This is a genomic window from Mycobacterium sp. SMC-18 (genome assembly GCF_045310895.1).
In the GTDB taxonomy this organism is placed as follows: Bacteria; Actinomycetota; Actinomycetes; order Mycobacteriales; family Mycobacteriaceae; genus Mycobacterium.
The window spans coordinates 1-24520 of sequence record NZ_JBJIAL010000007.1 but is presented as its reverse complement, the minus strand read 5'-3'; the positions used below and the strand labels follow the sequence as shown (position 1 = coordinate 24520).

Sequence of the window (24520 nt, the reverse complement as noted above, 5' to 3'; positions counted from 1 at the left end):
GATCCCACCACAAGAACGGGCAGGTCGCAGGGCGGAGAAAACTAGCGGCGGCGGGCCCGGTTGTACCCGGCCAGGACCAGCACCCCCGCCGCCACGATGCCGACCATGTTGACGGCCAGCTGCCCCGCCGACGCCAGGGCCACATCCCAGTCGCGCGTGGTGGCCGCAACCACCGACATCCCGGCCGCGGGGACCGTCGTCACGGAGATGAAGACCCCAACCAGCGCAGCCGATTTCGACGTCACCAGCGATAGCATCCCGGCGGCACCGGCCAGCAGCGCCACCACGAACGAGAACGGCCCGACCTGGAAGATGAAGTCCACGTTCTGCAGCTCGTGGATACTGCGCAACGTCACCCAGCCCAGCGCCTCGAAGCCGAGCGTGGCCACCGCTGTGACGAGCATCGCCGCCGGGAATCCGACGAGCAGGGCCAGCGCCGCGCGCTTCGCGAGATAGCCCTTGCGTCGCACCACCGCCACCGCCAGGGCGGCCAGCGGCCCGAATTCGGGGCCCACGACCATCGCGCCGACGACGGTGATCGCCGAATCGGTCAGCACGCCGACCGCGGCCAGCAGACACGCGATGCACAGGAACGCCATGTAGGAGATGCCGAGGCTGCTCTGCTCGCGGGTGCGCAGCACCAGCTCGTCCCAGACCACCGCGTCTTCGCCGTCGCCGTCGATCTCGTCCTCGGCGCGGTAGGCGGCCGTCGACAGCACGGTGTCGAGCACCTCCATCGTGATGGCGCCGTCCTGATCGATGCCGAGCGCCCGCAGCCCGCTGATCAGCCCGTCGGCGGCGTCACGGGCGATGTCGGCGGTGATGACGTCACCGCGCGGATCGATCGCCGCGCCCGGGTGGGCCACCACGTTGGCGATGCCGCCGTGGTGCCGGTAGAGCTCGAGTACCGAATCGGCGAGTTCCGGCGGGGTGATCACGCGTAGATGCAGCACGGCCGAAGATTACCGACCGCGGCGGCGTGCCAGCTTCATCCCGAGTTCCTCGGGCGGGACCTCGTGTCCGTCCGCACACCGGATCTCGACGGTGGCATCGGCGCCGCAGCCCAGGTGCGTCAGCCGCAGGCCGGTGTCGCCCAGGTGTTTGCGGCCCCACTCGAACATGGCCCACACCACCGGCATGAAGTCGGTGCCGGCCTGTGTCAGCACGTATTCGTCGCGGCTGCGCTGACCCGGCTCCTGGTACGGCCGTTTGGTCAGCAGGCCGGCCGCCACCAGTTCGGCGAGCCGCGCCGAGGTGGCCGCCTTGGTGATGCCGACCCGCTTGGCGAAGTCGTCGAAACGCGTTGTGCCGTAGTAGGCCTCACGCATGAGCAGCATGGCGGATTTGGTGCCGACCAACGACATGGTCTTCTCGATGGCGCACTGGCCGACCGCCGACCACTTGTCGCGTTCGGCGAGCACACCCTGTAGCGCTGTCATGCGAATCACTCTACCGCTGGGTTGCTCTTGCCATACTCAGGTGTTAGATCTGAGTATAGGAAGCAGTACTCAGCGTGGAGTTACAGGAGGATTCTCATGTCGGGATACACAGACCGCGATGCCGTGATCGTCGCGGCGGTGCGCACGCCGGTCGGTAAGGGCAAGGCGAACGGCGCGCTGCACGACGTACTTCCCGCCGACCTGCTCGCCCACAGCCTGCGGTCCGTGGTGGAACGCACGGGCGTCGACCCGGTTCTGGTCGACGACGTCATCGCCGGCGCCGTCACGCAAGCCGGTGACCAGGCCGCCAACATCGCCCGGAATGCCTTGCTGGGCGCCGGTTTTCCCGAGAGCGTGCCCGGCACCACCGTCGACCGCCAGTGCGGCAGTTCGCAACAGGCCATCTCGTTCGCCGCGCAGGGTGTGCTGGCCGGGTCGTACGACGCGGTGATCGCCGCGGGCGTCGAGTCCATGTCCCGCGTGCCGATGGGTGCCGCGGTCCTGCCGGGCAGCAATCCGTTCGGCGTGGGCCTGGCCGAGCGGTATCCCGACGGCCTTGTCCCCCAGGGCATCAGCGCCGAACTGATCGCGGCGCGCTGGAACTTCTCCCGCACCCAGCTCGACGAGTTCTCCGCCGCCAGCCACGAGAAGGCCGCCCGCGCCGCCAAGGACGGACTGTTCGACAACGAACTCGTGCCGGTGGCGGGCCTGACCGCCGACGAGATCATCCGGCCGGGCACCTCCGTGGAGACCCTGGCCGGGCTGAAGCCCGCGTTCTACAGCGACGCCTACGCCGCGCGCTTTCCCCAGATCCGTTGGGAGATCACGCCCGGCAACTCGTCACCGTTGTCCGACGGCAGCGCGGCGGTCATGATCACCAGCGGCGCCTTCGCGCGTAGCCATGGGCTCACGCCGCTGGCCCGCATCCACACCATGACCGCGGTCGGCTCGGATCCGCTGTACATGCTGACCGGTGTCATCCCCGCGACCGAGAAGGTGCTGGCCCGCTCCGGCCTGTCACTGTCGAACATCGATCTGTTCGAGGTGAACGAGGCCTTCGCACCCGTCGTGCTGGCCTGGGCGGCCGACACCGGAGCCGACCTGGCGAAGACCAACGTCAACGGCGGCGCCATCGCCATCGGTCACCCCCTGGGCGCCAGCGGTGCCCGCATCATGAGCACGCTGGTCAATGCCCTCGACCAGCGCGGCGGCCGCTACGGCCTGCAGGTGATGTGCGAAGGCGGCGGCATGGCGAACGCCACCATCATCGAGCGGCTGTAGCGCTCAGGCGCGCACGAGCTCGAACAGCGGGATGACGCGCGACGTCTTCGCCTGGTAGTCGGCGAAGACGGGGGCCACGGCCGTGATCAACGGATACGTGGCCTCGCGCTCGTCATCGGGCAGTTCGCGGGCGACGACGTCGTACTCCTCCAGGCCGGCGTCGGTTCCGATCTCGATATGCGCATTCGGGTTGGCGCGGAGGTTGTGCACCCAGTCCGGATGGGTCGGAGCGCCGGCCTTCGAGCCGACGATGAGGATCTTGCCGTCGACCGGCAGGTACGCCAGCGGCGACATGCGCGGCTGACCCGACTTGGCGCCCGTGGTGTGCAACAGCAGCAGATTGCCGCCCTCGAACTGGCCGCCAACCTTGCCGCCGTTGGCGCGGAACTCGTCGACGATGGCGGCGTTGAAGGCATGAAAGGACGCGGCGTCCGTGAATTCGGTCATGCCTGACCCAACCTCGCGAACCGGCCCAAATGTTCCCGTCACGGCGCGATACTTGCCTGATATTGACGGAGGTGCCGATGACGCCAGACGCGGACGCAGTTGTGGTGGGAGCCGGGTTTGCCGGCCTGTATCTGGTACACCGGCTGCGGCAGCAGGGTTTCTCGGTCCGCGTCTTCGAAGCCGCCGACGACGTCGGCGGCACCTGGTACTGGAACCGGTATCCCGGCGCGCGCGTCGACATCCCCAGCCTCGACTACATGTTCAGCTTCGACCCGGACTGGCATCGCGACTGGCAATGGTCGGAGAAGTACGCCACCCAGCCGGAAATCCTGCGGTACCTGAACCACGTCGCCGACAAGTTCGATCTGCGCCGCGACATCACCTTCGGCACCCGGGTCACCAGCGCGCACTGGGTCGACGACGCGTGGCGCGTGCGCACCAGCAACGGTGACGATGTCACCTGCCGTCATCTGGTGATGGCCACCGGCTGCCTGTCGATCCCCAAGGAACCGGACATCAAGGGCATCGAAACCTTCACGGGTGAAACGTTTTACACCAACCGCTGGCCGCACGAACCGGTCGACTTCACCGGCAAGCGCGTCGGGGTGATCGGCACCGGGTCGTCCGGCATCCAGTCGATTCCACTGATCGCCGCGCAGGCCGCGCAGCTGACCGTCTTCCAGCGCACACCGTGTTTCTCCATCCCGGCACACAACGGGCCGGTGTCACCGGAGAAGCAGGCGGCGCTGGCAGACGAACGCGCGTACCGGGCAGCGGCGCGGGCGTCGTTCGGCGGGGTACCGCAGGAGCGCACGCTGATCCCGACGTTCGCGGTGCCCGAGGCCTACCGTCAACAGCGCTACGAACGTGCCTGGCAGATCGGCGAACTGCTCGAAACCCTCAACATGTTCTCCGACCTGATGAGCAACCCGGCCGCCAACGCGTCGTTCGCCGACTTCGTCCGCGACAAGATCCGCGCGGCGGTCCATGACCCGCAGACCGCGGAACTGTTGTGTCCCAATGATTATCCCGTCGGCGCGAAACGGCTGTGCCTCGACACCGATTACTACGCCACGTTCAACCAGCCCCACGTGCGTGTCGTCGACCTCCGCACCCAGCCGCTGGTCGGCCTCACCAAAAGCGGCGTGCAGACCGTGGGTGAGTCCTTCGACCTCGACGCGCTGGTGTTCGCGACGGGGTTCGACGCCATCACCGGTGCGGTGACGGCCGTCGACATCGTCGGGCGCGACGGACTCGCACTGAAAGACAAATGGGCACAAGGGCCGTCGACCTACCTGGGCCTCACCACCACCGGATTTCCGAACCTGTTCCTCATCACCGGACCGGGCAGTCCGTCGGTGCTGTCCAACATGGCGGTATCCATCGAACAGCACGTCGAGCTCGTCGCCGAGACGGTGGCATATCTGCGCGAGCACGGCTTCGACACCATCGAACCGACGCCGACCGCCGAGGCCGGCTGGATGCAGCACGTCGCCGACGCCGGCGCCATCACCATGTTCCCGCAAGCCAATTCGTGGTACGTCGGCGCCAACATCCCCGGTAAGCCCCGGGTGTTCATGCCGTACGCGGCAGGTGTCGACTTCTATGCCGCCGCCTGCACCGACGTGGTGAGCCGGGACTATCTCGGATTCGAGCTGACGGGGCCGAACGGTGCGCAGTGCCACGACGGCGTGGTCAGGCGGCTGCAACCGGACGTGCAGATGGTGCTGGAGATGGTGGCGGCCATGAATCCGCCTCCGCTGGAATCACTTCCCGTCGAGGTGGCCCGCGCCGCCATGGTCGAGGCCAATGCCGCCCGACCCCCGGGGCCGGACGTCGGCGAGATCATCGACGGTGTATTCGCGGGCGAACTCGAGTACCGGCTGTACCGGCCGGCGACGCCGCGGCCACACCCGGTGATCGTGTACTTCCACGGCGGCGGCTGGGTGCTGGGCGACGCGACGTCGGACGATCCGCTGTGCCGCGACCTGTGTGTGCGGGCCGACGCGTTGGTCTTCTCGATGAACTACCGGCACGCGCCGGAACATCCGTTCCCCGCGGCCATCGACGACGGCATCGCCGCGCTGCGGTGGGTGGCCGACAACGCCGCGGCACTGGGCGGGCTCCCCGACCAACTGGCGGTCGCCGGTTGGAGCGCGGGCGGGAACATCGCCGCGGCCGTGTGCCAGTGGGCCCGCGACCACGGCGGCCCGCACATCCGCGGGCAACTCCTGCTGACCCCGGTGACCGACGCGCAGCCGTACCCGTCGTATCAGGAGAACGCCGACGGCTACGGACTGACCACGCCGCTCATGCAGTGGTTCACCGAGTTGTACGACGGCCCCGCCCACGACCCGCGGCGGTCACCGTTGCGTGGCAACCTCGCGGGTCTACCCCCGGCGATGGTGGTGACCTGCGAGTTCGACCCACTGCGCGACGAAGGCAACGCCTACGCCGCCGCACTGGCCGCGGCCGGCGTGCCCACCGAGCACGTTCAGGCCCGCGGCCACACGCACCTGTCGATCACGATGGTCGACCTCGTCGTGTCCGGGGCGCCGATCCGGGCGCAGATGGCCGAAGCCTTACGCGCTTTTCTCAGGCTTGAAGTCGATCCCTGACTCCTTGCGCTGCTGCGCGGTGATCGGTGCCGGGGCATCGGTCAGCGGGTCGACGCCGCCGCCGGACTTCGGGAACGCGATGACGTCGCGGATGGAGTCCACCCCGGCCAGCAGCGCGGTGATGCGGTCCCAGCCGAAGGCCAGGCCGCCGTGGGGCGGCGCGCCAAAGGTGAAGGCGTCCAACAGGAATCCGAACTTGTCCTGTGCCTCGGCCTCGTCGATGCCCATCATCGCGAACACCCGCTCCTGGACATCGCGGCGGTGGATACGGATCGAGCCGCCGCCGATCTCGTTGCCGTTGCAGACGATGTCGTAGGCATCGGCCATCGCAGCACCCGGGTCGGTGTCGAACGTCGCGATGGAGTCCGGCTGCGGCGCGGTGAACGCATGGTGCACCGCGGTCCAGGCGCCCGAACCGACAGCGACGTCGCCCGATGCGGTGGCCGCGTCCGCGGATTCGAACAGCGGCCAGTCGACCACCCAGGTGAACGCCCAGGCGTTCGGATCGATCAGATCGAGGCGCTTGGCGATCTCGATGCGCGTCGCACCCAGCAGGGCACGGGCGCCCTTGGCCGGACCGGCCGCGAAGAAGATGCAGTCCCCCACCTTCGCGCCGACGTGTGCGGCCAGACCGGCCCGCTCGTCGTCGGTGAGGTTCTTGGCCACCGGGCCGCCCAGCTCGCCGTCCTCGCCGACGAGCACGTAGGCCAGCCCCTTGTGACCGCGCTGCTTGGCGAACTCCTGCCAGCCGTCCAGCGTGCGGCGCGGCTGCGACGCCCCGCCCGGCATGACGACCGCGCCCACGTACGGCGCCTGGAACACCCGGAACGGGGTGTTCTTGAAGTAGTCGGTGCACTCGACGAGCTCGACGGCGAAGCGCAGGTCCGGTTTGTCCGAACCGAAGCGGCGCATGGCCTCCTCGTAGCTGATGCGCGGCAGCGGCAGCGTCAGCTCGACGCCGATGAGCTGCCACAGCGCGGCCAGCACCTCTTCGGCGACGCCCATGACGTCGTCGGCGTTGACGAAGCTCATCTCCAGGTCCAGCTGGGTGAACTCGGGCTGGCGGTCGGCGCGGAAATCCTCGTCGCGGTAGCAGCGCGCGATCTGGTAGTAGCGCTCCATGCCCGCCACCATGAGCAGCTGCTTGAACAGCTGCGGGCTCTGCGGCAGCGCGTAGAACGAGCCCGGCTGCAGGCGCGCGGGAATCACGAAGTCGCGGGCACCTTCGGGGGTCGACCGGGTCATGGTCGGCGTCTCGACCTCGACGAAATCGTGCTTCTCGAGCACGGCGCGCGCGGCGGCGTTGACCTTGGAGCGCAACCGGAGCGCGTTGCCCGGGCCTTCCCGGCGCAGGTCCAGGTAGCGGTACTTCAGGCGCGCTTCCTCGCCCGGGGTCTCGTCGAGCTGGAACGGCAGCGGCGCGCTCTCGGACAGCACCTCGAGCGTCGTCGCGTTGACCTCGATATCGCCCGTGGCGATGTCCTTGTTGGCGTTGCCCTCCGGCCGCACCTCGACGGTGCCGGTGACCAGGACGCAGAATTCGGCGCGCAGCCGGTGGGCCTGCTCCAGCACGGCGGCGTCCCGGAACACCACCTGGGAGACTCCGGAGGCGTCACGCAGATCGATGAAGATGACGCCGCCGTGGTCGCGCCGACGCGCCACCCATCCGGCGAGGGTCACCGTCTGACCGGCATCGGTGGACCGCAACGAACCGGCGGCGTGGCTGCGCAACACGAAAATCTCCTCTGACGTCTGAATCGACCGCTAAGTCTAAGGGGCGCCTCGACCGGTATTTTGGCGACAGTGAGCTTTGCCCTCGTGGGACCCGGTGCCATCGGATCAACGATCGCCGCGCTGCTGTACGCCGCGGGTCATGAAGTCCTGCTGTGTGGACGGACGCCGCGCGAGGCCATCGAGGTGCGGATGGACGGCAGCGCGCCCATCGTCGTACCCGGCCCGGTGCACACCGATCCCGACGCTGTCGCCGGTCCGGTCGGCGTCGTGCTGCTGGCGGTCAAGGACACCCAGTACGCCGCCTCCGCGCCGTGGCTGGCCCGGTTGTGCGGACCGGACACCGTGGTCTGCGCACTGCAGAACGGTGTCGAACAGGCCGACCGGCTACGGCCCTACTGCCCCGAATCCGCCGTCGTACCTGCGGCGATCTGGATTGCCGCGGAGACCCGGCCAGAGGGCTGGGTGCAGGTGCTGAGCGCCCCGCGGCTGGTGCTGCCCGACGACGCGGCCGCGGGCCGCCTGGCGGCGGACCTGGCGGACAGCGGGATCGCCGTCGAGCTCGACCCGGATTTCCTCAGCGCGGCGTGGCGCAAACTGTTGGTCAACGCCGTGGTCGGGTGCATGGTGCTGTCGGGCCGGCGCTCGGGGATGTTCCGGCGCGACGACGTCGCGGCGGTGGCCCGCAGGTACCTGAGCGAGTGCCTCGCGGTCGCCCGGGCCGAGGGCGCGACGCTGCCCGACGGTGTCGTCGACGAGATCGCCGACATGCTCGCGCAGGCACCGACGGACATGGCGACCTCGATGCTGATCGACCGCGAAGCGCACCGTCCGTTGGAGTGGGACATCCGCAACGGCGTCATCCAGCGCAAAGGTGCCACGCACGGCATCCCCACGCCGATCAGTGACGTGCTGGTGCCGCTGCTCGCCGCGGCCAGTGACGGACCGGGTTAGCGGCGGCCGAAGACGAGCTCGACCAACTGGTCGCGGCTGTTGACGCCGACGCGCTGGCACGCCCGGAAGATGTGGCCCTCCACGGAGCGACGGGACATCCCGAGCCGCTCCGCGATGGCGGTGTTGCTCAGCCCCTTGGCCGCCAACCCGACGATCTCGCGTTGCCGGGCGGTGATGGCCAACGGAGTCGCCGCGGCCCGCAGCGCCGGGGTGTCGGCGCCGCCGCATTCGGCCGCCAGCCGCGCCGCGGTGCTGGCCGCGCCGAGGCCCGATCCGCGCAGCCCCGCCTGTTGGTAGACGGCCGCGGCCTGCGCGGCCGCATCGGCGGCCGCCACCCGGTCGCCGAAGTATTCGTAGTGCTTGGCCGCCGCCACCAGGCCGTCGCCGTCGGCCGCGGCCAGCGCGACGGCATGCGCGGCGGCGGCCGCCGCGCGCGGCCCGCGTACCGTCAGCGCGAGCTCGGCGAGCCTGGCCGCGGTGGTGCGGTCGCCGAACTGCGTCGCGGTCTGCAGCAGCATGACCTCCCAGCCCAGCCGGCCGAGCTGACGCTCCCGCGCCGCAGCCGCCCGGGCTATCGAAATCGCTTCGGACACAGCGCCTTCGGCCGCACAGACCCAGGCATGGGCCAGCGTGCGGTCAGGATCGCGGGCGCAGGCGTCCGGGTCGGCCTGCCACCACGGCGTCGCGGCGAACTCGCGGCGCGCATCCTCGGCGCGGCCCGCCATGGCGTCGGCAGTGACGAGCCACAAGCGAGCCAGCATCTTGCGCATGCTGCCGCTGTCCCGGGCACTGAAATCGGCGAGCGATTCCAGGCACAACCGGTGTGCGTCGACCAAGGCGCCCCGGCTGACGGCCGACAGGCCCGCCACGAAGGCGTGCCACGATTCGGCGACCTGCCACGAGCCCTCGATCGGGACGTCGACGGTGTCGCGGCGGATGCGTGCGATGGTGACATCGGCCTGGTCGAGGGTCCCGGCCAGCCGATGCATGTGCAGGTGCAGAAACGCCAGCGGCAGGCGCAGGTGCGACACCTCGGCACTGGTGTCGGCCAGCCGGTAGCCGGCCTCCGCGACCGTCTCGACCTCGTCGATGCGGCCCAGCTCCCCCAGGCTGCTCACCAGCGCCCACGTAGAGAGCATCTGCGCGACGGGTTCGGCAGCCGGGTCGTCGACAACCCGCCGCGCCTGCTCGATGGCGGCCGTGGACCGGCCGCGCGCCACGTCGATCGACGCGCGCAACGCCAGGGCCGTCGCCGCGACCGTGGCGTCGCCTGCCGGTATCTCGCTGTCCAGTTCGGCCTCGGCGCGGGCCGTGTGACCGAGGATCACGGCGAAGTTCAGGGCGCGCAGGAGGGCGACCTGCACCCGCAGCGGGCCGGAGGTGTCGGCGGCGAGGCGGGCGAAGATGACCTCGGCCTCCTCGCCACGCTCCTGCCAGATCAAGGCCAGCGACAGGGCGATGTCGGCTTCCAGGCCGCCACCCGCCGCCACCGCCCGCTCGGCCAGTGACTCCGCGAGCCGCATGTCGGTCAGTTGGATCGCCGCCGACGTCGCCGCGTTCAGGATCGCCGGGTCGGGGGCCAGGTCGGAGTTCAGTGTCAGCACCGCGCGGCGGACCAGATCACGCGGATCGGTGGCGGGGCGAGCGATCAGCGCGGCGGCGATCTGACCGTGCAGGCGGCGCATCCGCAGTGAGTCGGTGCGGCGCACCTCGCCGAGCATCGGATGGGCCAGCCGCACCGACGCGGGCGTCGCGCTGCCGTCGATGCGGATCAGTCCGAGCGCTTCCGTCTCGGCGATGGCATCGGAATCCGTCACCGCCGCAAGGGTTTCGATGTCGAGTGGTTCCGTGACGGCGAGGGCGTCCAGCACATTGCGTGCGGCCGCCGGAATCTGGCCGATCCGGGTGGTGAGCAGTTCGGCGAGCGTGGGTGTCAGTCGTGGCTGCCCCTGCCACATCCACACCCCGGATTGCTGCGTCAGCCGGCCGGCGCTGACCTCGGTGTCCAACAGGTGGCGCAGATACAGGACGTTGCCCTGCGTGTACTGCCACAGCTGTTGCACACACCGTGAATGCACCGGCCCACCCAGGATGCGCTCGACCAGCTTCGCGATGGCTGCCGAGGAAAGTGGTTGCAGTTCAATGCGTTCCAGTATGTCGTCTTTCCAGATCGCGGTGATGGCGTCCGGAGCCGGTTCGCCCGATCGCAGAGTCAGCACGACGGTGGCCAGCTTCCGTGCGACGAGTTGATGCACGGCAAAGGCCGACAGATCGTCGAGCAGGTGCGCGTCATCGACACCGACGACCACCGCGCCCGTCGGCGCGGCGCCGATCACGCCGTCGATCACCTCCCGCACGCGGCGCAACGGATCGGGGCCGAAGTCGCTGGCGATGTCGGCGAACGCGCCCAACGGGATGCTGCGGGCCGACGCCGTGCCGGCGATCCATCGCGAGCGCCCCGGCGGCCGGCAGGCGGTGACGACTTCACGCGCGAGGCGCGTCTTGCCGACACCGGCAGCGCCCGACAAGACGATGCCGCGAGCCCGGTCCGGGCGACGGATAGCCGCCTCGATCGCCCGCAGTTCCTCGGCTCGTCCATGCAGGGGCCACTCGTGGATCACTATGGATCACCTCCGGCGCGTCCCAGCCCCAGCAAACTCACACCATTTGCACCAGATGCTGCCAGGTTCGCCGGGGGCAAACAATAGCTGCGCTACATGATTGGGGTAGGGCCTTACCTCAGTCCCGGGCGGTCGGCCGCCTTACCGTCCAATCACCGGCGCGATAGCCGGCGCTGGGCGGAGGCGGAAGGGGCGGATCATGGTTCATGCCAATCACATCGGGCGAATCGGGGCGCTGGCGGTGGCATTGGGCGTCGGACTGGCCGTCGCACCCAGCGTGGCCTCGGCCAAGCCGGCTCCGTCTTCGCCGACCTCGGATGGGCCGGGCACCACCTCTCCAGGCCAGAACATGGCCGTGGCGACCAACGGCGTAACGCGGGTGCAGAAGGGCGACGCCACCGCGACCTCCGACGGCAAGGGCTCGGTGGCCATCGCCCGCGGATCCGACGCGACGGCGATCTCCTCGGGCGGCCAGGGCTCACTGGCCATCGCCCGCGGCGACGGCGCCACCGCCATCATCAACACGCGCGCATGCGAAACCTGCCTGGCCGGCTCGGGCAACAAGGTCACTGCCAGCGGCACCGGAGCCACGGCCACCGCAAGCGGATCGGGGAACCGAGTCCTTGCCTCCGGCGCCGGCAGTACGGCCACCGTCACCGGAGTCGACAACACGGTCACGGCCTCCGGTTCCGGCAGCGAGGCCACCGTCAGCGGGTCCGACAACACCGTGCGCGCCTCCGGTATCGACAGCGAGGCGACCGTCACCGGCTCCCGCAACACCGTCGATGCCACGGGCCTGGACAGCACCGTCTCGTTGATCGGATCCGACAACACCGTGGCCGCGACCGGGGCCCGCAATGTCGTCGTCGTGCGGGGCTCGGACAACGACGTCACCAGCAGCGGCAGTACGAACACCGACACCGTCACCGTGCGAGTCACCGGCGACCACAACGACGTATCCACCGACGGCGTCGACAGTGGCGCCTCGGTCAGCGGCAACAGCAACGATGTGGCGACGGTTGGCCCCCACAGCTCTGCCTACGTGGTCGGCGACAGCAACACGGCAAGCGCCATCGGCGACCACACCACCGCCTGGATCGAGGGAGATCACAGCACGGCCGACGCCCTCGGCGACTTCAGCAGCGCGCAGGTCTACGGCGACGGCAGCTCCGCCAAGGCCGGCTTGGCATCGACAGATTCCGGAAACAGCGTGCAGGTGAACGGGAACAACAGCGCGGCAGAGGCCGGAAACGGTTCGTACAACGATGTCGAAGTGAACGGGAACGACAGCACCGCCGCGGCGTTCGGCACGTCCAACACGGTGAGTGCCGAAGGTCCGGACAGCCACGCCGTCGCCATCGGCTTTGGCAAAACCGTCGAGTCCGGGCCTGGCGAAACCGTCGTCAATCCTTAGCTCAGCAGTCGGCGCACCTCGTCGTCGCCGACCTGGCCGAAATCGCGGTACGACTCCCCCACCGCCGCAAAGGGCGTCGGCATATCGGCACACACCACGTCGTCCGCGATTCCCATGAGCTGGCGGCACGCCGCTTCCGTGCCGACTGGCACCGCGACCACCAGGGTCCGCGGCCCGCTCTCCCGCACCACTTCGGCGGCGACGCGCATGCTGGCGCCGGTGGCCATGCCGTCGTCGGCGAGGATCACGGTGCGCCCCTTGACGTTCGGCGGTGGCCGCCCCTGGCGGTAATCGGTTTCCCGCCGCTGCAGCTCGCGCCCCTCGGCTTCCGCGACCTCGGACAGCGTCTGCTGTGAAATCTGCAGCGGCCCAACCACATCCTCATTGACGACGACGTGACCGCCGCCGCCGATCGCGCCCATCGCGTACTCCTCGTGGCCGGGGACGCCCAGCTTGCGGATGATGAGCGCGTCGAGCGGCGCGTCGAGAGCACGGGCGATTTCGTGGGCGACAGGAACACCGCCGCGGGCCAGACCGAGCACGACGACATCCCGCCTGCCGCGGTACGCCGTCAGCAGACCGGCCAATACGCGCCCCGCTTCTGAACGATCACGAAAGACGCGCCTCGATGCATGGTTTCGCGTAGCTCCGATCCTATTCCCATCAGCACTTTTCAGTGGTATTCCGTAATTGACAGGGCAGATGAAAACCGTTTCGAGGAGGCAGAAGTGAAGGTCACCGGAACAGCTGTTGCGGTTCTCTCGGTCGTCGGCATCGCCACCGCGCCGATCGCGTCGGCCGGTTACCCGCTGGTCGGCAAGCTGGGCAGCGCCATGACGATGACGGACAGCGTCGGTCAGGTCCAGCTGAGTTGGCAGGTCGCGGACCTCAAGCCGAGCTCCGATGTCATGCCGGGCTACCGGGTCGCCGGAAAGCTGTGGGAGGCCACGGCCACCGTCCGCGCCCTGAGCGGCCCGGTGACCCCGGCCATCTCGCAGTTCAACGCCGTTGCACCGAACCAGGCGGCGTACCGGGTGCTGTGGATGGTGGCCAGCCCGGTCAACATCAGCGGCGCCACCATTCCGCAGGGCGGGCAGTCGACCGGAAAGATCCACTTCGACGTCACCGGCCCGGCCCCCACGACGGTGACGATGAACAACGGCATGGAAGACCTGATGGTCTGGACTCCGTGAACCAGTAGACACCCTGTTCTATCGTGTCTACTCATGAAGACCTACCAGTGCGAGCGCGTCGGCGTCGACTTCATCGACAGCGCACCGTTCCGCTTCGTCAGCAAGGTCGATCTTGCGGTCAAGCCGGAGCAGTTGTTCGAGGTCTTCTCGGATGAGACGTCCTGGCCGCGCTGGGCGACGCTGATCACCAACGTCGAGTGGACCAGCCCGAAACCGTACGGCGTGGGCACCACGCGCACGGTGACCATGCGCGGCCACATCGTCGGCGACGAGGAGTTCATCGCCTGGGAACCGTTCTCCTACATGGCGTTCCGGTTCAACACCAGCACCTCGAACATGCTGTCGGCGTTCGCCGAGGGTTACACCGTCGAGGAAACCGCCGATGGCTGTCACCTGACGTGGGTCATGGCGATGAAGCCCAAGGGCCTCGCCGGCGAGCTGGGCATGCGGGCCGGCCGGCCGATGATGGCGTGGCTGTTCCAGCGGTTCCTGCACAACCTGCGCCGCTACACCGACGAGCGCTACGGGGACGCAAGCTAGGGCGCGTAGAGCCCTTCCCACACTTCGCGGCGCGCCTGGTCCGGGTCATCGATGGTCTCGTCGCGCATCGAGCCGATCACCCGGGTGGCCCGACGGTCGGTGTCGTAGGTCGGCCAATTGGCCAGCGCCGCCGTCGCGAAATCCAGCCAGGTGCGCTGCATGCGCCGGCCGACCGACGGCTGCACCTGACGCCCGAGCGGATGCAGCATCCGGCCGAGGTACGAGCCGTAGCTGTGCTGGATGTGCACGATCTCGCTGCCGTGCGTCGCGCCGAGCCCCAGCACTTTCAGCGTCCAGGTGGTGTGGTCGAACCGGTAGACGTGCGTCGGCGCGTGCCCGCTGTAGGCGTCCGCGAAGGCCCATGTCGGGGCGCCGAACATGACGTCGGAGCCGATCGCGATGAGCGCCCGGCGCCGCGGATAGCTCGGATAGGCCTGCAGCACAGCATCTTTGGCGTGCGGGGCGACACGTGCGAAATAGTCGTCGACCATGGGCACGGTGGTGGGCAGCATGGGTGGCCGGCCCCAGGCGAACATCGATGCCTCGCGGCTGTTGGTGCCGACGATCAGCGGAATCTTGGCCACGGCACCGGCCCGGGCGGCAAGCACCGGATGATCGGGCAGCAGGTCGACGCCGTAGGTCAGTCCGTAGGCCAGCTTGGGGCTGTTGGCCGCACTCTCCCCCTGCAGCTGGCCGGCGGCTCGGCGCAGCTGACGCTGGGGCAGCGCGACGATCTCGTCGACGGGGACGTCCAACCGGCGGACGAACTCGTGCGCCTGGCGGGCCCGGGTCTCACGGTCGGCGATGAGCGGTAGCGCCGGGCTCTGCGCGATGGCCCGGCCGAACAGACCGTCGGCCGCGGGGCTGGCCAGCAGCGCCAGCACCGACGTCGCACCTGCGGATTCGCCGAAGACGGTGACCTGGTCGGGGTCGCCGCCGAACGCGGCGATGTTGTCGCGCACCCATTGCAGTGCCGCGATCTGGTCCCGCAGACACAGGTTGTCGTCGAACCCGGGACCCAGATCGCCGAGTTCGAAGCCGCCGAACACGCCGAGCCGATACGTGACGTTGACGACCACCACATTGCCGTTGGCCGCCAACCGGGACCCGTTGTACAGCTGCAACTGGCCGGCCCCGAACACGAACGCACCGCCGGGAATCCACACCATCACCGGCAGCGCAGCCGTCACGTCGGGTGACCAGACAGTGACGGTCAGGCAGGCCTCGTCACGCATCTTGGGGTCGTCGCGGCCGCCGCCGACGAACGACTTGCCCTGCGGCGGGATGGGTCCGTGATCGATGGCTTCGCGAACGCCGGACCACGGGATCAGCGGTTGCGGAGCGCGGAAACGCAACGGCCCGACGGGCTGCTCGGCGTAGCCGACGCCCCGCCAGACGTAGACACCGCCTTCCGTGGTGCCCCTGAGGGCGCCCGCGACGGTGTGAACGATGGTCGAACGGTCGATGGTTTCGGGCTGGACGGCCACGTCATGAATCCTAGTGTGGAAAGCTGACATCCAGTCGTATTCGAGGCCCGGACGGAGCGGTGATGTCCTTCAACGAAGGTATGCAGATCGACACGAGCAACACGTCGACCAGCGGGGGCGGTGGCTTCGGCGGCCGGGGTCTGGCGATCGGCGGCGGCATGGGCGGCTTGGTGATCGTGGTCGTCGCCATGTTCCTCGGCGTGGATCCCAGTTCGATTCTCGGCCACCAGAGCCAGGCGCCGCAGTCCAGCCAGGGATCGAGCGCCTACGACCTGAGCAAGTGCAAGACCGGCGCGGACGCCAACAAGTACCTGGAGTGCCGCATCGTGGCTACGGGCAACTCGGTGGACGGCGTGTGGTCGCAGCTACTGAAGGGCTACACACCGCCGAAGATCCGGCTGTTCCGGGGACAGGTCAACACCGCGTGCGGCCCGGCCGACACCTCTGTGGGCCCCTTCTACTGCCCCGGCGACAAGGTCGCCTACTTCGACACCAGCTTCTTCCAGACCCTGGTCGACGAATTCGGTTCCAGCGGTGGACCTTTGGCGCAGGAATACGTGGTGGCCCACGAGTTCGGCCACCATGTGCAGAACCTACTCGGAGACATCGGCAAGGCCCAGCGCGGGCCGAAGGGCGCCGAGGGCAACAGCGTGCGCACCGAGCTGCAGGCCGACTGCTACGCCGGCGTGTGGGCGCACTACGCGTCGACGGTCAAGCAGAAGAGCACGGGTGTGCCGTTCCTGCAGCCGTTGAGCGACAAGGACATTGCCGACGCGCTGTCGGCGGCCTCGTCGGTCGGTGACGATCACATCCAGAAGCAGGCCACCGGACGCGTGAACCCGGAGTCCTGGACGCACGGGTCGTCGGCCGAACGGCAGAAGTGGTTCACCACCGGTTACCAGACCGGTGACCCCAAGCAGTGCGACACGTACAACGCGCAGGATCTGGGCTAGTCACGCAGCACGCGGGGCCGCGATCCCTTGTCGATGATCGCGAGATGGACCCTGCGGGTGAGGACCTGTAGTCCGGTCGGCATTGGCGGTGCGGTGGAGGTGTAGACCGCTCCCGATGGGGTGGTCAGCGCGATGGTGTGCCGCCCGAACCGGTCATAGGTCGCCGCGGCCTGCCAGCCAGGTTCCTCTTTGACGTAATTGCAGTGCTCACACAGACCATCCCCGTTATGCGCGCTGGTGGGCCCGTGGTGCGCGTGCGGCCGGACGTGGTCGGTGTGCCGAATCCGGGCGTTGCAATACGGCGTCCGGCACAGCTGATCGCGCAACCCGATGAACGTCGCCAGGCCCTTCGGGAATGTTCGGGAAATGGATTCCATCGCCACCAGCTTGTTCGTGCCCGGCTGGGCATACAGGCGCCGCAACGCCGCCGTGCCCTCGGCCGCCGCGGCCAGCACCATGTCGCGAGCCAGGGCCGCCGGAATGGGCCCGTACCCGTCCAACTGCGCGGGCTGCTCACCCCCGGTCAGCAGCGTCTCATCCGAAAGCACCAGATTCACCGCCACCGGCACCGGCGACCGCACCGGATCGCGCCCCGTGACCCGCTCCACCACCACATCAGCCATCACCTGCCCACGGCTACGCCCCGAGCCCGCCGCCACCACCGACGCCGCCTCCCGGACGAGCGTCTGGCGCACCAACTGCCCCTGAGCCGCGGGCAGGAGCACCGTCATCGACATCATCCCGTCACCGGCCACGCGGAACCGCACATGCCGAGAGGCCCGTGCCCGCGTCATCTTCTCCAGCACGGTCTGCTGATCCAGCTCATAGGCGATCCGTGCGGCCTCCGCCGACACCTCGGCGTTGCCCAAACCAACCAACGGGGCCGGGTCGCCGCACAGCTCGACATCCAGCAGCCGGCGATCCAACACCGACAGGCACGCCGCCTCTTTCGTGATCAACTCGGCCCGATGCTCCGACAGCACCCCGGATTCCAACGCGGCCAGCGTGCACGGCATATCCGCGGTCAGAATGCGGGCCATCACCATCAACCGCTCACCCCGATGCGGCGACTCCCGCCGCGCCAGCCCCACCTCCGAGCCCAACGCCGCCCGCGACACCCGCGGCCCACCCGCCCGCGCCGCCGCGATCCGGCGGGCCTCCAACGCCGCCGCCAACCGCGCCTGCTCCGCCGCCGCGGCCGACTTCACCCGCTCGAGCTGAGTCATGCGACCCAACAACGCCGCCTCATCGGCATCAGGGTCCACCACCAGGCTTTCGCTCATACGTTCGAAGTTACACCCCGCCCCCGACAAGTGCCACGACCAAGACCGGTTTCCCGAATCGTTGACCACTTTGAACAAATTTCGTTAATGTGTGCAAATGCCCGCCAAGCCGCCGCCGCCGCGCACCATCTCGCCGGCGCTACTCGAAGCCACCGCGGAGACCCTCCACCGTTTGGGCCCAAGGCAATTCAGCCTCACGGCAGTCGCCGAGACCGCCGGCGTCTCGCGAGGCACGTTGTACAACGCGCTCGGCGGCCGCGACCACGCAATCAGCGTCGCGTTGGATCACCTGGCATCCAAGTTCGTCGACGGCATGGCCGCCGAGATCGACAAGCAGTCCACGCTGGCCGACCAGGTCGCCGCTGCCGCGGTCCTGATCTGCGCGCACCGGCAGAGCTCGCCCTCTGCGCCGCAGAAGGGCATCAACGAGGGCATCGTCGTCCTGCTGTTGCGCAACATCGGCGAGGACCTCATGAAGCGCGCCGTCGAGCTCTGGAAGCCACGCGTCAAAGCCGCGCAGCGCGATGGCGAGATCGGCGCGGGCGTCGACCCGGCTCGCGCCGGCGAATGGATCGTCCGAGTGCTGCTGAGCTTCGAACTGCTCCCACCCATCGGGGTCAACCTCGACAACCCCCGCGCCATCCGGCGCTTCGTCACCGACCACATCATCAATGGACTCAACGGAGAGGCACCATGACCACACCCGACCACGAAGTGGTCATCATCGGCGCTGGGCCCGGCGGTATCGCCTCCGCCCACCTGTTGCAGCAGAAAGGGATTCACGACTTCGTCATCGTCGACCGGGGCGACGACTTCGGTGGCACCTGGCGCGACAATCACTATCCGGGGCTCGCCGTCGACATCCCGTCACCGTGGTACCAGCTGTCGTTCGCGCCGAACCCCGACTGGAGCCGGTTCTTCGCGCCGGGGCCGGAGATCTACGCCTACCTGCGTGACACCGCGGACAAGCTGGGCCTGCGACCACACCTGCGGGCGAACTCCGAGGTGCTGCGCCAGCAGTGGGACGACGACGCCGGCATGTGGCGGTTGTCCATCCGCAACCAGCCGGAGTTGACGGCGCGGTTCCTGATCAGCTCGGTCGGCGGTTACGTCAACGCCAAGAACGTCGTCGACATCGACGGCATCGAGGATTTCGAGGGCACCATCCTGCGCCCGAACGCCTGGGACGACGACTACGACGTCCGCGGCAAACGCGTCGCGGTGATCGGCACCGGATCCAGCGGCGTGCAGATCACCGCAGCGTTGTCCGGCGTCGCCGCGAATCTCGATGTCTACCAACGCACTCCGGCGTGGGTACTGCCCAAGATCGACTTCGACATCCCGCCGTGGCTGCGGCGCCTGTTCAGAGTGCCTGGCTTCGTCAGCGCGATCAACACCTTCGGCCGGCTGTTGATGGACGTCACGATGGTCGTGCCGATCGTCCACGTTTTCTCCCGGCTGCCCCGCACGGTGCTGACCAAGCTCATGCCCCTGTACGACGGCAACAGCCGCAATCTGTACCGGTTGCTGCTGCGGTCGACCGTGCAGGACCCGGCAACCCGCAAGGCACTGCTCCCCCGGTACGGCATCATGGCCAAACGCCCGGTGATCTCCAGCTCGTTCCTGCCGGCGCTCAACCATCCGGATACCCACCTGATCACCACGCCCATCGAGCGGATCACCCGCGACGGTGTCCGCACGGTGGACGGCGTGGAGCACCCGGCCGACCTTCTGGTCACCGCCACGGGCTACGAACTGTGGACCGACCCGGAGACGTACCGCCCCGGAACCATCCTGGGCGCAGGCGGTTTCGACCTCGCCGAGTACTACCGCGCCCACGGACTGCACGCCTATGCCGGCACTGCGCACCCGCGGCTGCCCAACCGCTGGGAGATCGTCGGCCCGCTCGGCTTCGTCGGCTTCGCCTGGATGGACTGGGTCGAAACCGTTGCTGCCCATGCGGTTCGGATGATCGACGCGGCCCGCGGCCGGGCCGAGGCACCTGTCGTCGCGGTGAGCAGTGACGCGTTCCACAGGTGGAACGCCCTGATGGACCGGCGTGGGCGCACCGCGCACACGTACTACACCCGTGCGACCGAACTGAACACCTACTTCGTCAACTCGCAGCACGAAACCCCCTACTACCGACCGCAAACCATCACCGGCTCAAGGATTTTCGCGCGGCGGTCACCGCTGACAGACTACGAGTTCAGCGAGGTCCGGACCGCCACGAGGAGTGAGGAGCTCAGCGCATGACCGATCAACCGCTGGCCGGCAAGGTTGCTTTCGTCACCGGAGCGGCGCGCGGACAGGGGCGTTCACACTGTGTCCGGCTGGCGCGCGCCGGCGCCGACATCGTCGCCATCGACGCCTGCGCGCCCGTGGCGGAGGCCAACGGCTACGAGCCCGCGACTCCCGCGGACCTGGCCGAGACGGTGAATCTCGTCGAAGGTGAAGGCCGCAAGATCTACGCCAAGCAGGTCGACGTCCGGGACGCCGAAGGGCAGCAGCGCGTGGTCGCCGAGGCCCTCGAGCAGTTCGGCCGGCTGGACATCGTGGTGGCCAATGCGGGCGTGCTGAACTGGGGGCGGCTCTGGGAGATTTCCCCACAGCAGTGGCAGGACACCCTGGACATCAACCTGACCGGCATGTGGAACACCATCCGGGCCGTGGTGCCGGCGATGATCGCGGCCGGCAACGGTGGGTCGATCATCGCCACCAGTTCGGCCGCCGGCATCAAGGCCGTGCCGGGTTGCGGGCACTACTGCGCCAGCAAGTTCGGCGTCGTGGGCATGATCAACGCGCTCGCCGTAGAGCTGGGCGAGTTCGGCATCCGCGTGAATTCGGTACACCCGTACGGCACCGACACGCCCATGGGCAACGACGTGTCCATGTACCAGGTCCTACAGGATCATCCGCAGTACATCCACAGCTTCTCCCCCGGCGCGCTGCCGACGGATTCGCTGATCAAGCCGGATCAGATCTCGGACATCGTGGTCTGGTTGGCGAGCGACGCGTCGTCGTTGGTGACGGCCGCGCAAATCCCGGCAGACAAGGGTTATCTCAAGATCTGACCGGGTAACCTCAGTCGCCATGGCGAAGTCGAACGCCGGGGTGGCAAACAACAGTCTCGACGCGCAGGCGCGCGCCACACAGTTCATGCGCTCGGCCCTCGACATCCTCGGCGAGACCGGCCGCACAGAGTTCACGGTGCTCGAGGTCGTGGAGCGGTCGAAGACGTCGTTGCGGGCCTTCTATCAGCACTTCGCCACCAAGGACGAGCTGGTGCTGGCCTTGATCGACGCGATGCTGACCGAGTTCACCACCACGTGGCAGGCCGAGGCGGCCGGGCTGAGCCCCGCCGAGGCGCTGCGGGAGCTGGTAGACCGCATCTGCGTGCCGCCCGCGTCCAGCACGCAGGACAGCATCAATCGTGGGCTGACCTTCTACCACGATCGCCTGGCCGAGACGATGCCGGACGACTACGGCCGCGTGCTGACACCGTTGCATGCGCTCATCGTCGACATCGTCGAACGCGGAATGGCCGATGGCACCTTTGCGCCCGGCCTCGACGTCGAAGCCACCGCGGCTCTCGTCATGCAGACCATCTTCGGCGCCCTACGGCTGCGCGCACTCGGACCTGGCCTCGAGCTCACCCCGATCGGCAGCGAGCGCATCTACGCGTTCTGCCTGCGCGCGTTGGAGAACTGATGACTTCCGGCCCTGTCTGAGCCGGTCCATGGCGGGCAGTGTGAACTCATGATGAAAACCGCCGTCGCACTTGGAGAAATCGAGGACGCAGTTCATTCGGCCTGTCGCGCACCGTCGTTCCACAACAGCCAGCCGTGGATCTGGGTGCTCGAATCGACCACGTTGCGGCTTTTTCTCGATCCCGACCAACTGGTGGACACCGACAGCGCCGGCCGTCAGGCACTGCTGAGCTGCGGCGCGGCCCTCGACCATCTGCGCGTGGTCATGGCGGCGCGCGGCTGGGAGATCCTGGTCGACCGCTTTCCGAATCCGAACAACCGGCACCACCTGGCCGACATCGACTTCCGGCAATCGGCCGGCATCACCGCCGCCCAGCGCAGGGACGCCGACGCCGTCGCGCGCCGGCGCTCCGACCGGCTGCCCTACGGCCCGGTCGAGAATCTGGCGGCGTTCGAGATGCTGCTGCGGCTGGCGGTGAAGGACCGCCCCACCCACGTCGATCTGATCACGCCGCAACAGCGGGTCAAATTGGCCGAAGCCTCGCATCTCGCCGAGGCGCTACGCATGTACGACACCGAGTATCACGCTGAACTGGCCTGGTGGACAGCTCCTTTCGGGGCCACCACCGGAATTCCGCACAGCGCACTGGTGTCGGCCGCCGAATCCGACCGAGTCGAGGTCGGGCGCACCTTTCCGGTGACGCATATCAGGGAACGGCGGCAGGACGTGGGCGACGATCAGGCCACCATCGTGGTGATATCGGCACTCGACGACACCCCGCGCGGCATCCTGGCGTGTGGCGAGACATTGTCGGCGGTGCTCATCGAAGCCACCGGCGCCAGCCTGGCAAGTTGCACCCTGACCCATGTGACCGAGCACCCCGCCACGCGCGCCATGATCAGTACGCTGACGGGCCATCCGCTGCCGCAGGTTCTGGTCCGGATCGGCGTCGCACCCGAATTCGACGACGTGCCGCCACCGACACCGCGCCGTCCGCTGTCGGACGTCTTCCACGTCCGGGCCGGATGACCTTCGACGTAGGCTGAGCCCATGCGCGCATGGCGGGTGCGTGAGCCCGCGCCGATCGGGCGCGGCCCGCTCGAATTCGGCTCTGTCGAGGTCCCGGCGCCCGGTGCCGGTGAAGTGCTCATCGCCGTCCGGGCGTGCGGCGTGTGTCGCACGGACCTCCACATCGCCGAGGGCGACCTGCCGGTCCACCGACCGCTCGTCATCCCCGGCCATGAGGTCGTGGGCGAGGTGGTCGCGCTCGGCGAACACACCGATGCGCAGCTCGCCGTCGGTGATCGGGTCGGGGTGGCCTGGCTCCGGCACACCTGCGGCAGCTGCCGATTCTGCCTGCGCGGCGCGGAGAACCTCTGCCCGAATTCTCGCTACACCGGCTGGGACGCCGACGGTGGCTACGCGGAATTCGTCACGGCACCAGCCGTTTACGTCCACCGGCTGCCCGCGGGCTACACCGATGCCGAACTGGCGCCGCTGCTGTGCGCCGGCATCATCGGCTACCGGTCGCTGCTTCGGGCCAACCTGCCGGCCGGTGGCCGGCTCGGCATCTACGGCTTCGGCGGCAGCGCACACATCACGGCGCAGGTGGCGCTCGCCCGCGGCGCCGAGGTGCACGTCATGACCCGCGGCGAGGCCGCCCAGCAACTCGCGCTCGATCTCGGTGCCGCCTCGGCCCAGGGCGCCACCGACCGGCCGCCCGTCGCCCTGGACGCCGCGATCCTGTTCGCCCCCGTGGGCGATCTGGTGTTGCCGGCGCTCGAGGCCCTCGATCGTGGCGGCACGCTGGCGATCGCCGGTATCCACCTCAGTGACATCCCCGCGCTGAACTACCAGCGGCACCTGTTCCAGGAACGCCAGGTGCGGTCGGTGGCATCGAACACCCGCGCCGACGCCCGGGAATTCCTCGCCTTCGCCGGCACGCATCGCATCGACGTCACCGCCCCGATCTATCCCCTGAATCAGGCGGACCGCGCCCTGGGGGATCTGGCGGCCGGACGCATCTCGGGCGCCGCGGTCCTGCAGGTCGGTTGACTCAGAACAACGCAGGCTGCACCGCCCCGGCGGACACTGCCGCCGGGGCGGTACGCATGGTGTCAAGTCTGTTGGGACTTGACCCCGTGTGTTGGACACGCTGAATCCCGCAAGGTTGGCGGGGGAAGCGAGATGATCCACCACGATGGCAAGGAAAAATTACCCTGACGAGTTCAAACGGGACGCGGTAGCGCTGTACCGAGACACCGAGGGCGCCACGATCACGCAGATCGCCGACGAACTCGGCATCTCCGGTGTGACGCTCTCAGCGTGGTGCAAAGCCGCCGGGGTGCCGATCAGGCACCGCAACCCCACCGCAGCAGCACAGCCGAGCCCCGGCGTTGAGACCCCAGAGCAGGAGCTGGCCCGGCTACGGGCCGAGAACAAGGCGTTACGCGCCACGGAGGCTCGGTTGTCTACCGAGCGTGACATTCTGCGGTCGGCGGCCAAGTATTTCGCCGGGGAGACGAACTGGTGAGCCGCTTCCAGTTCGTCGCCGACCACCTGCACACCTTCGAGGTGAAGTGGCTGTGCGCAGTCGTCGAGGTTGCGCGTTCATCGTTCTACGCCTGGTTGGCCGCTGCCGACGGACGCGCCGCCCGCCAGGCCGCTGACAAGGCGCTGGCCGCGCGTATCCGCACCGTGCACGATGAGGACAACACCTACGGGGCGCCGCGGATCACCGCTGAACTCAACGACGGTGCACCCGACGGTGAGCGGGTCAACCACAAGCGGGTGGCCCGGGTCATGCGCAGTGCCGGGATCGCCGGCTACCGCCGCCGGCGACGGGTGA

General features: G+C 68.6%; 20 protein-coding genes and 3 pseudogenes. 15 read left to right on the top strand and 8 right to left on the bottom strand.

The window, feature by feature from the left end:
- Positions 1–41: 41 nt before the first annotated feature.
- Together ACJH6J_RS08275 and ACJH6J_RS08270 are read right to left on the bottom strand one after the other, a co-directional pair.
- Positions 42–953 (bottom strand): DUF389 domain-containing protein, encoded by a 912-nt coding sequence (locus ACJH6J_RS08275; RefSeq protein WP_346415618.1) that lies wholly within the window; start codon positions 951–953, stop codon positions 42–44.
- Positions 954–962: 9 nt separating this feature from the next.
- Positions 963–1439, bottom strand: coding sequence for a helix-turn-helix domain-containing protein (locus ACJH6J_RS08270; protein WP_212811586.1), 477 nt, complete (start codon positions 1437–1439; stop codon positions 963–965).
- A gap of 96 nt (positions 1440–1535) precedes the next feature.
- Between ACJH6J_RS08270 and ACJH6J_RS08265 the strand changes: the two genes are divergently transcribed.
- A complete protein-coding gene (locus tag ACJH6J_RS08265) occupies positions 1536–2720 on the top strand; it encodes a thiolase family protein (RefSeq protein WP_406802081.1) in 1185 nt (394 codons plus the stop codon).
- Between the two features lie 3 nt (positions 2721–2723).
- Here the strand turns inward: ACJH6J_RS08265 and ACJH6J_RS08260 are convergent, their stop codons facing one another.
- A complete protein-coding gene (locus ACJH6J_RS08260) occupies positions 2724–3167 on the bottom strand; it encodes a nitroreductase family deazaflavin-dependent oxidoreductase (RefSeq protein WP_318984518.1) in 444 nt (147 codons plus the stop codon).
- 77 nt (positions 3168–3244) lie between these two features.
- On the opposite strand from ACJH6J_RS08260, the gene ACJH6J_RS08255 reads away from it, so the two are divergent.
- Positions 3245–5785 (top strand): flavin-containing monooxygenase, encoded by a 2541-nt coding sequence (locus ACJH6J_RS08255; protein ID WP_406803803.1) that lies wholly within the window; start codon positions 3245–3247, stop codon positions 5783–5785.
- Here the strand turns inward: ACJH6J_RS08255 and aspS are convergent.
- Positions 5750–7525 carry an aspartate--tRNA ligase gene (aspS, locus tag ACJH6J_RS08250; RefSeq protein ID WP_346415695.1) on the bottom strand — a complete coding sequence of 592 codons (1776 nt, stop codon included), beginning with the start codon at positions 7523–7525 and terminating at the stop codon, positions 5750–5752. The two genes, ACJH6J_RS08255 and aspS, sit on opposite strands and share 36 nt — an antisense overlap.
- 63 nt (positions 7526–7588) lie before the next feature.
- On the opposite strand from aspS, the gene ACJH6J_RS08245 reads away from it, so the two are divergent.
- On the top strand, positions 7589–8470 hold the full coding sequence (locus ACJH6J_RS08245) for an oxidoreductase (RefSeq protein WP_406803802.1): 882 nt from the start codon (positions 7589–7591) through the stop codon (positions 8468–8470).
- On the opposite strand, the gene ACJH6J_RS08240 is transcribed toward ACJH6J_RS08245, so the two are convergent.
- Positions 8467–11091, bottom strand: a complete 2625-nt coding sequence (locus ACJH6J_RS08240; protein WP_346415613.1) for a LuxR C-terminal-related transcriptional regulator — start codon at positions 11089–11091, stop codon at positions 8467–8469. The genes ACJH6J_RS08245 and ACJH6J_RS08240 overlap by 4 nt on opposite strands.
- 199 nt (positions 11092–11290) lie before the next feature.
- Here ACJH6J_RS08240 and ACJH6J_RS08235 point away from each other — a divergent pair, with 199 nt between their 5' ends.
- Positions 11291–12505, top strand: coding sequence for a DUF3060 domain-containing protein (locus ACJH6J_RS08235; protein ID WP_406803801.1), 1215 nt, complete (start codon positions 11291–11293; stop codon positions 12503–12505).
- Here the strand turns inward: ACJH6J_RS08235 and ACJH6J_RS08230 are convergent.
- A pseudogene (locus ACJH6J_RS08230) lies at positions 12505–13158 on the bottom strand (phosphoribosyltransferase); the annotation flags it as partial. The gene ACJH6J_RS08235 and the pseudogene ACJH6J_RS08230 overlap by 1 nt on opposite strands.
- Positions 13159–13233: 75 nt before the next feature.
- On the opposite strand from ACJH6J_RS08230, the gene ACJH6J_RS08225 reads away from it, so the two are divergent.
- Together ACJH6J_RS08225 and ACJH6J_RS08220 are read left to right on the top strand one after the other, a co-directional pair.
- Positions 13234–13698: an MPT63 family protein gene (locus ACJH6J_RS08225; RefSeq protein ID WP_318984512.1), complete on the top strand. Its 465-nt coding sequence runs from the start codon at positions 13234–13236 to the stop codon at positions 13696–13698.
- A gap of 33 nt (positions 13699–13731) precedes the next feature.
- Entirely contained in the window at positions 13732–14238 is a 507-nt protein-coding gene (locus tag ACJH6J_RS08220) for an SRPBCC family protein (protein ID WP_212811594.1), read from the top strand.
- On the opposite strand, the gene ACJH6J_RS08215 is transcribed toward ACJH6J_RS08220, so the two are convergent.
- Positions 14235–15755 carry a carboxylesterase/lipase family protein gene (locus tag ACJH6J_RS08215; protein ID WP_212811595.1) on the bottom strand — a complete coding sequence of 507 codons (1521 nt, stop codon included), beginning with the start codon at positions 15753–15755 and terminating at the stop codon, positions 14235–14237. The genes ACJH6J_RS08220 and ACJH6J_RS08215 overlap by 4 nt on opposite strands.
- Positions 15756–15787: 32 nt before the next feature.
- Here ACJH6J_RS08215 and ACJH6J_RS08210 point away from each other — a divergent pair, with 32 nt between their 5' ends.
- On the top strand, positions 15788–16678 hold the full coding sequence (locus tag ACJH6J_RS08210; RefSeq protein WP_212811596.1) for a neutral zinc metallopeptidase: 891 nt from the start codon (positions 15788–15790) through the stop codon (positions 16676–16678).
- On the opposite strand, the gene ACJH6J_RS08205 is transcribed toward ACJH6J_RS08210, so the two are convergent.
- On the bottom strand, positions 16675–17961 hold the full coding sequence (locus tag ACJH6J_RS08205; RefSeq protein ID WP_212811597.1) for a DUF222 domain-containing protein: 1287 nt from the start codon (positions 17959–17961) through the stop codon (positions 16675–16677). The genes ACJH6J_RS08210 and ACJH6J_RS08205 overlap by 4 nt on opposite strands.
- A 97-nt stretch (positions 17962–18058) precedes the next feature.
- On the opposite strand from ACJH6J_RS08205, the gene ACJH6J_RS08200 reads away from it, so the two are divergent.
- The 8 genes and pseudogenes from ACJH6J_RS08200 to ACJH6J_RS08165 all read left to right on the top strand — a co-directional run.
- The gene (locus ACJH6J_RS08200) at positions 18059–18658 is read left to right on the top strand and encodes a TetR/AcrR family transcriptional regulator (protein WP_212811598.1); all 600 of its coding nucleotides are present in this window, start codon (positions 18059–18061) and stop codon (positions 18656–18658) included.
- Complete coding sequence (locus tag ACJH6J_RS08195) at positions 18655–20217, top strand: flavin-containing monooxygenase (RefSeq protein WP_406803800.1); 1563 nt, start codon at positions 18655–18657, stop codon at positions 20215–20217. The genes ACJH6J_RS08200 and ACJH6J_RS08195 overlap by 4 nt, the downstream gene beginning before the upstream one ends.
- Entirely contained in the window at positions 20214–21035 is an 822-nt protein-coding gene (locus tag ACJH6J_RS08190) for a mycofactocin-coupled SDR family oxidoreductase (protein ID WP_406803799.1), read from the top strand. Before ACJH6J_RS08195 ends, ACJH6J_RS08190 begins: the two co-directional genes overlap by 4 nt.
- A 19-nt stretch (positions 21036–21054) precedes the next feature.
- Positions 21055–21672, top strand: coding sequence for a TetR/AcrR family transcriptional regulator (locus tag ACJH6J_RS08185; RefSeq protein ID WP_133426707.1), 618 nt, complete (start codon positions 21055–21057; stop codon positions 21670–21672).
- A gap of 48 nt (positions 21673–21720) precedes the next feature.
- On the top strand, positions 21721–22701 hold the full coding sequence (locus ACJH6J_RS08180) for an Acg family FMN-binding oxidoreductase (RefSeq protein ID WP_133426708.1): 981 nt from the start codon (positions 21721–21723) through the stop codon (positions 22699–22701).
- Between the two features lie 21 nt (positions 22702–22722).
- On the top strand, positions 22723–23727 hold the full coding sequence (locus ACJH6J_RS08175) for a zinc-binding alcohol dehydrogenase family protein (protein WP_133426709.1): 1005 nt from the start codon (positions 22723–22725) through the stop codon (positions 23725–23727).
- A gap of 145 nt (positions 23728–23872) precedes the next feature.
- A pseudogene (locus ACJH6J_RS08170) lies at positions 23873–24061 on the top strand (transposase); the annotation flags it as partial.
- Positions 24062–24520: pseudogene (locus ACJH6J_RS08165) on the top strand (IS3 family transposase); the annotation flags it as partial.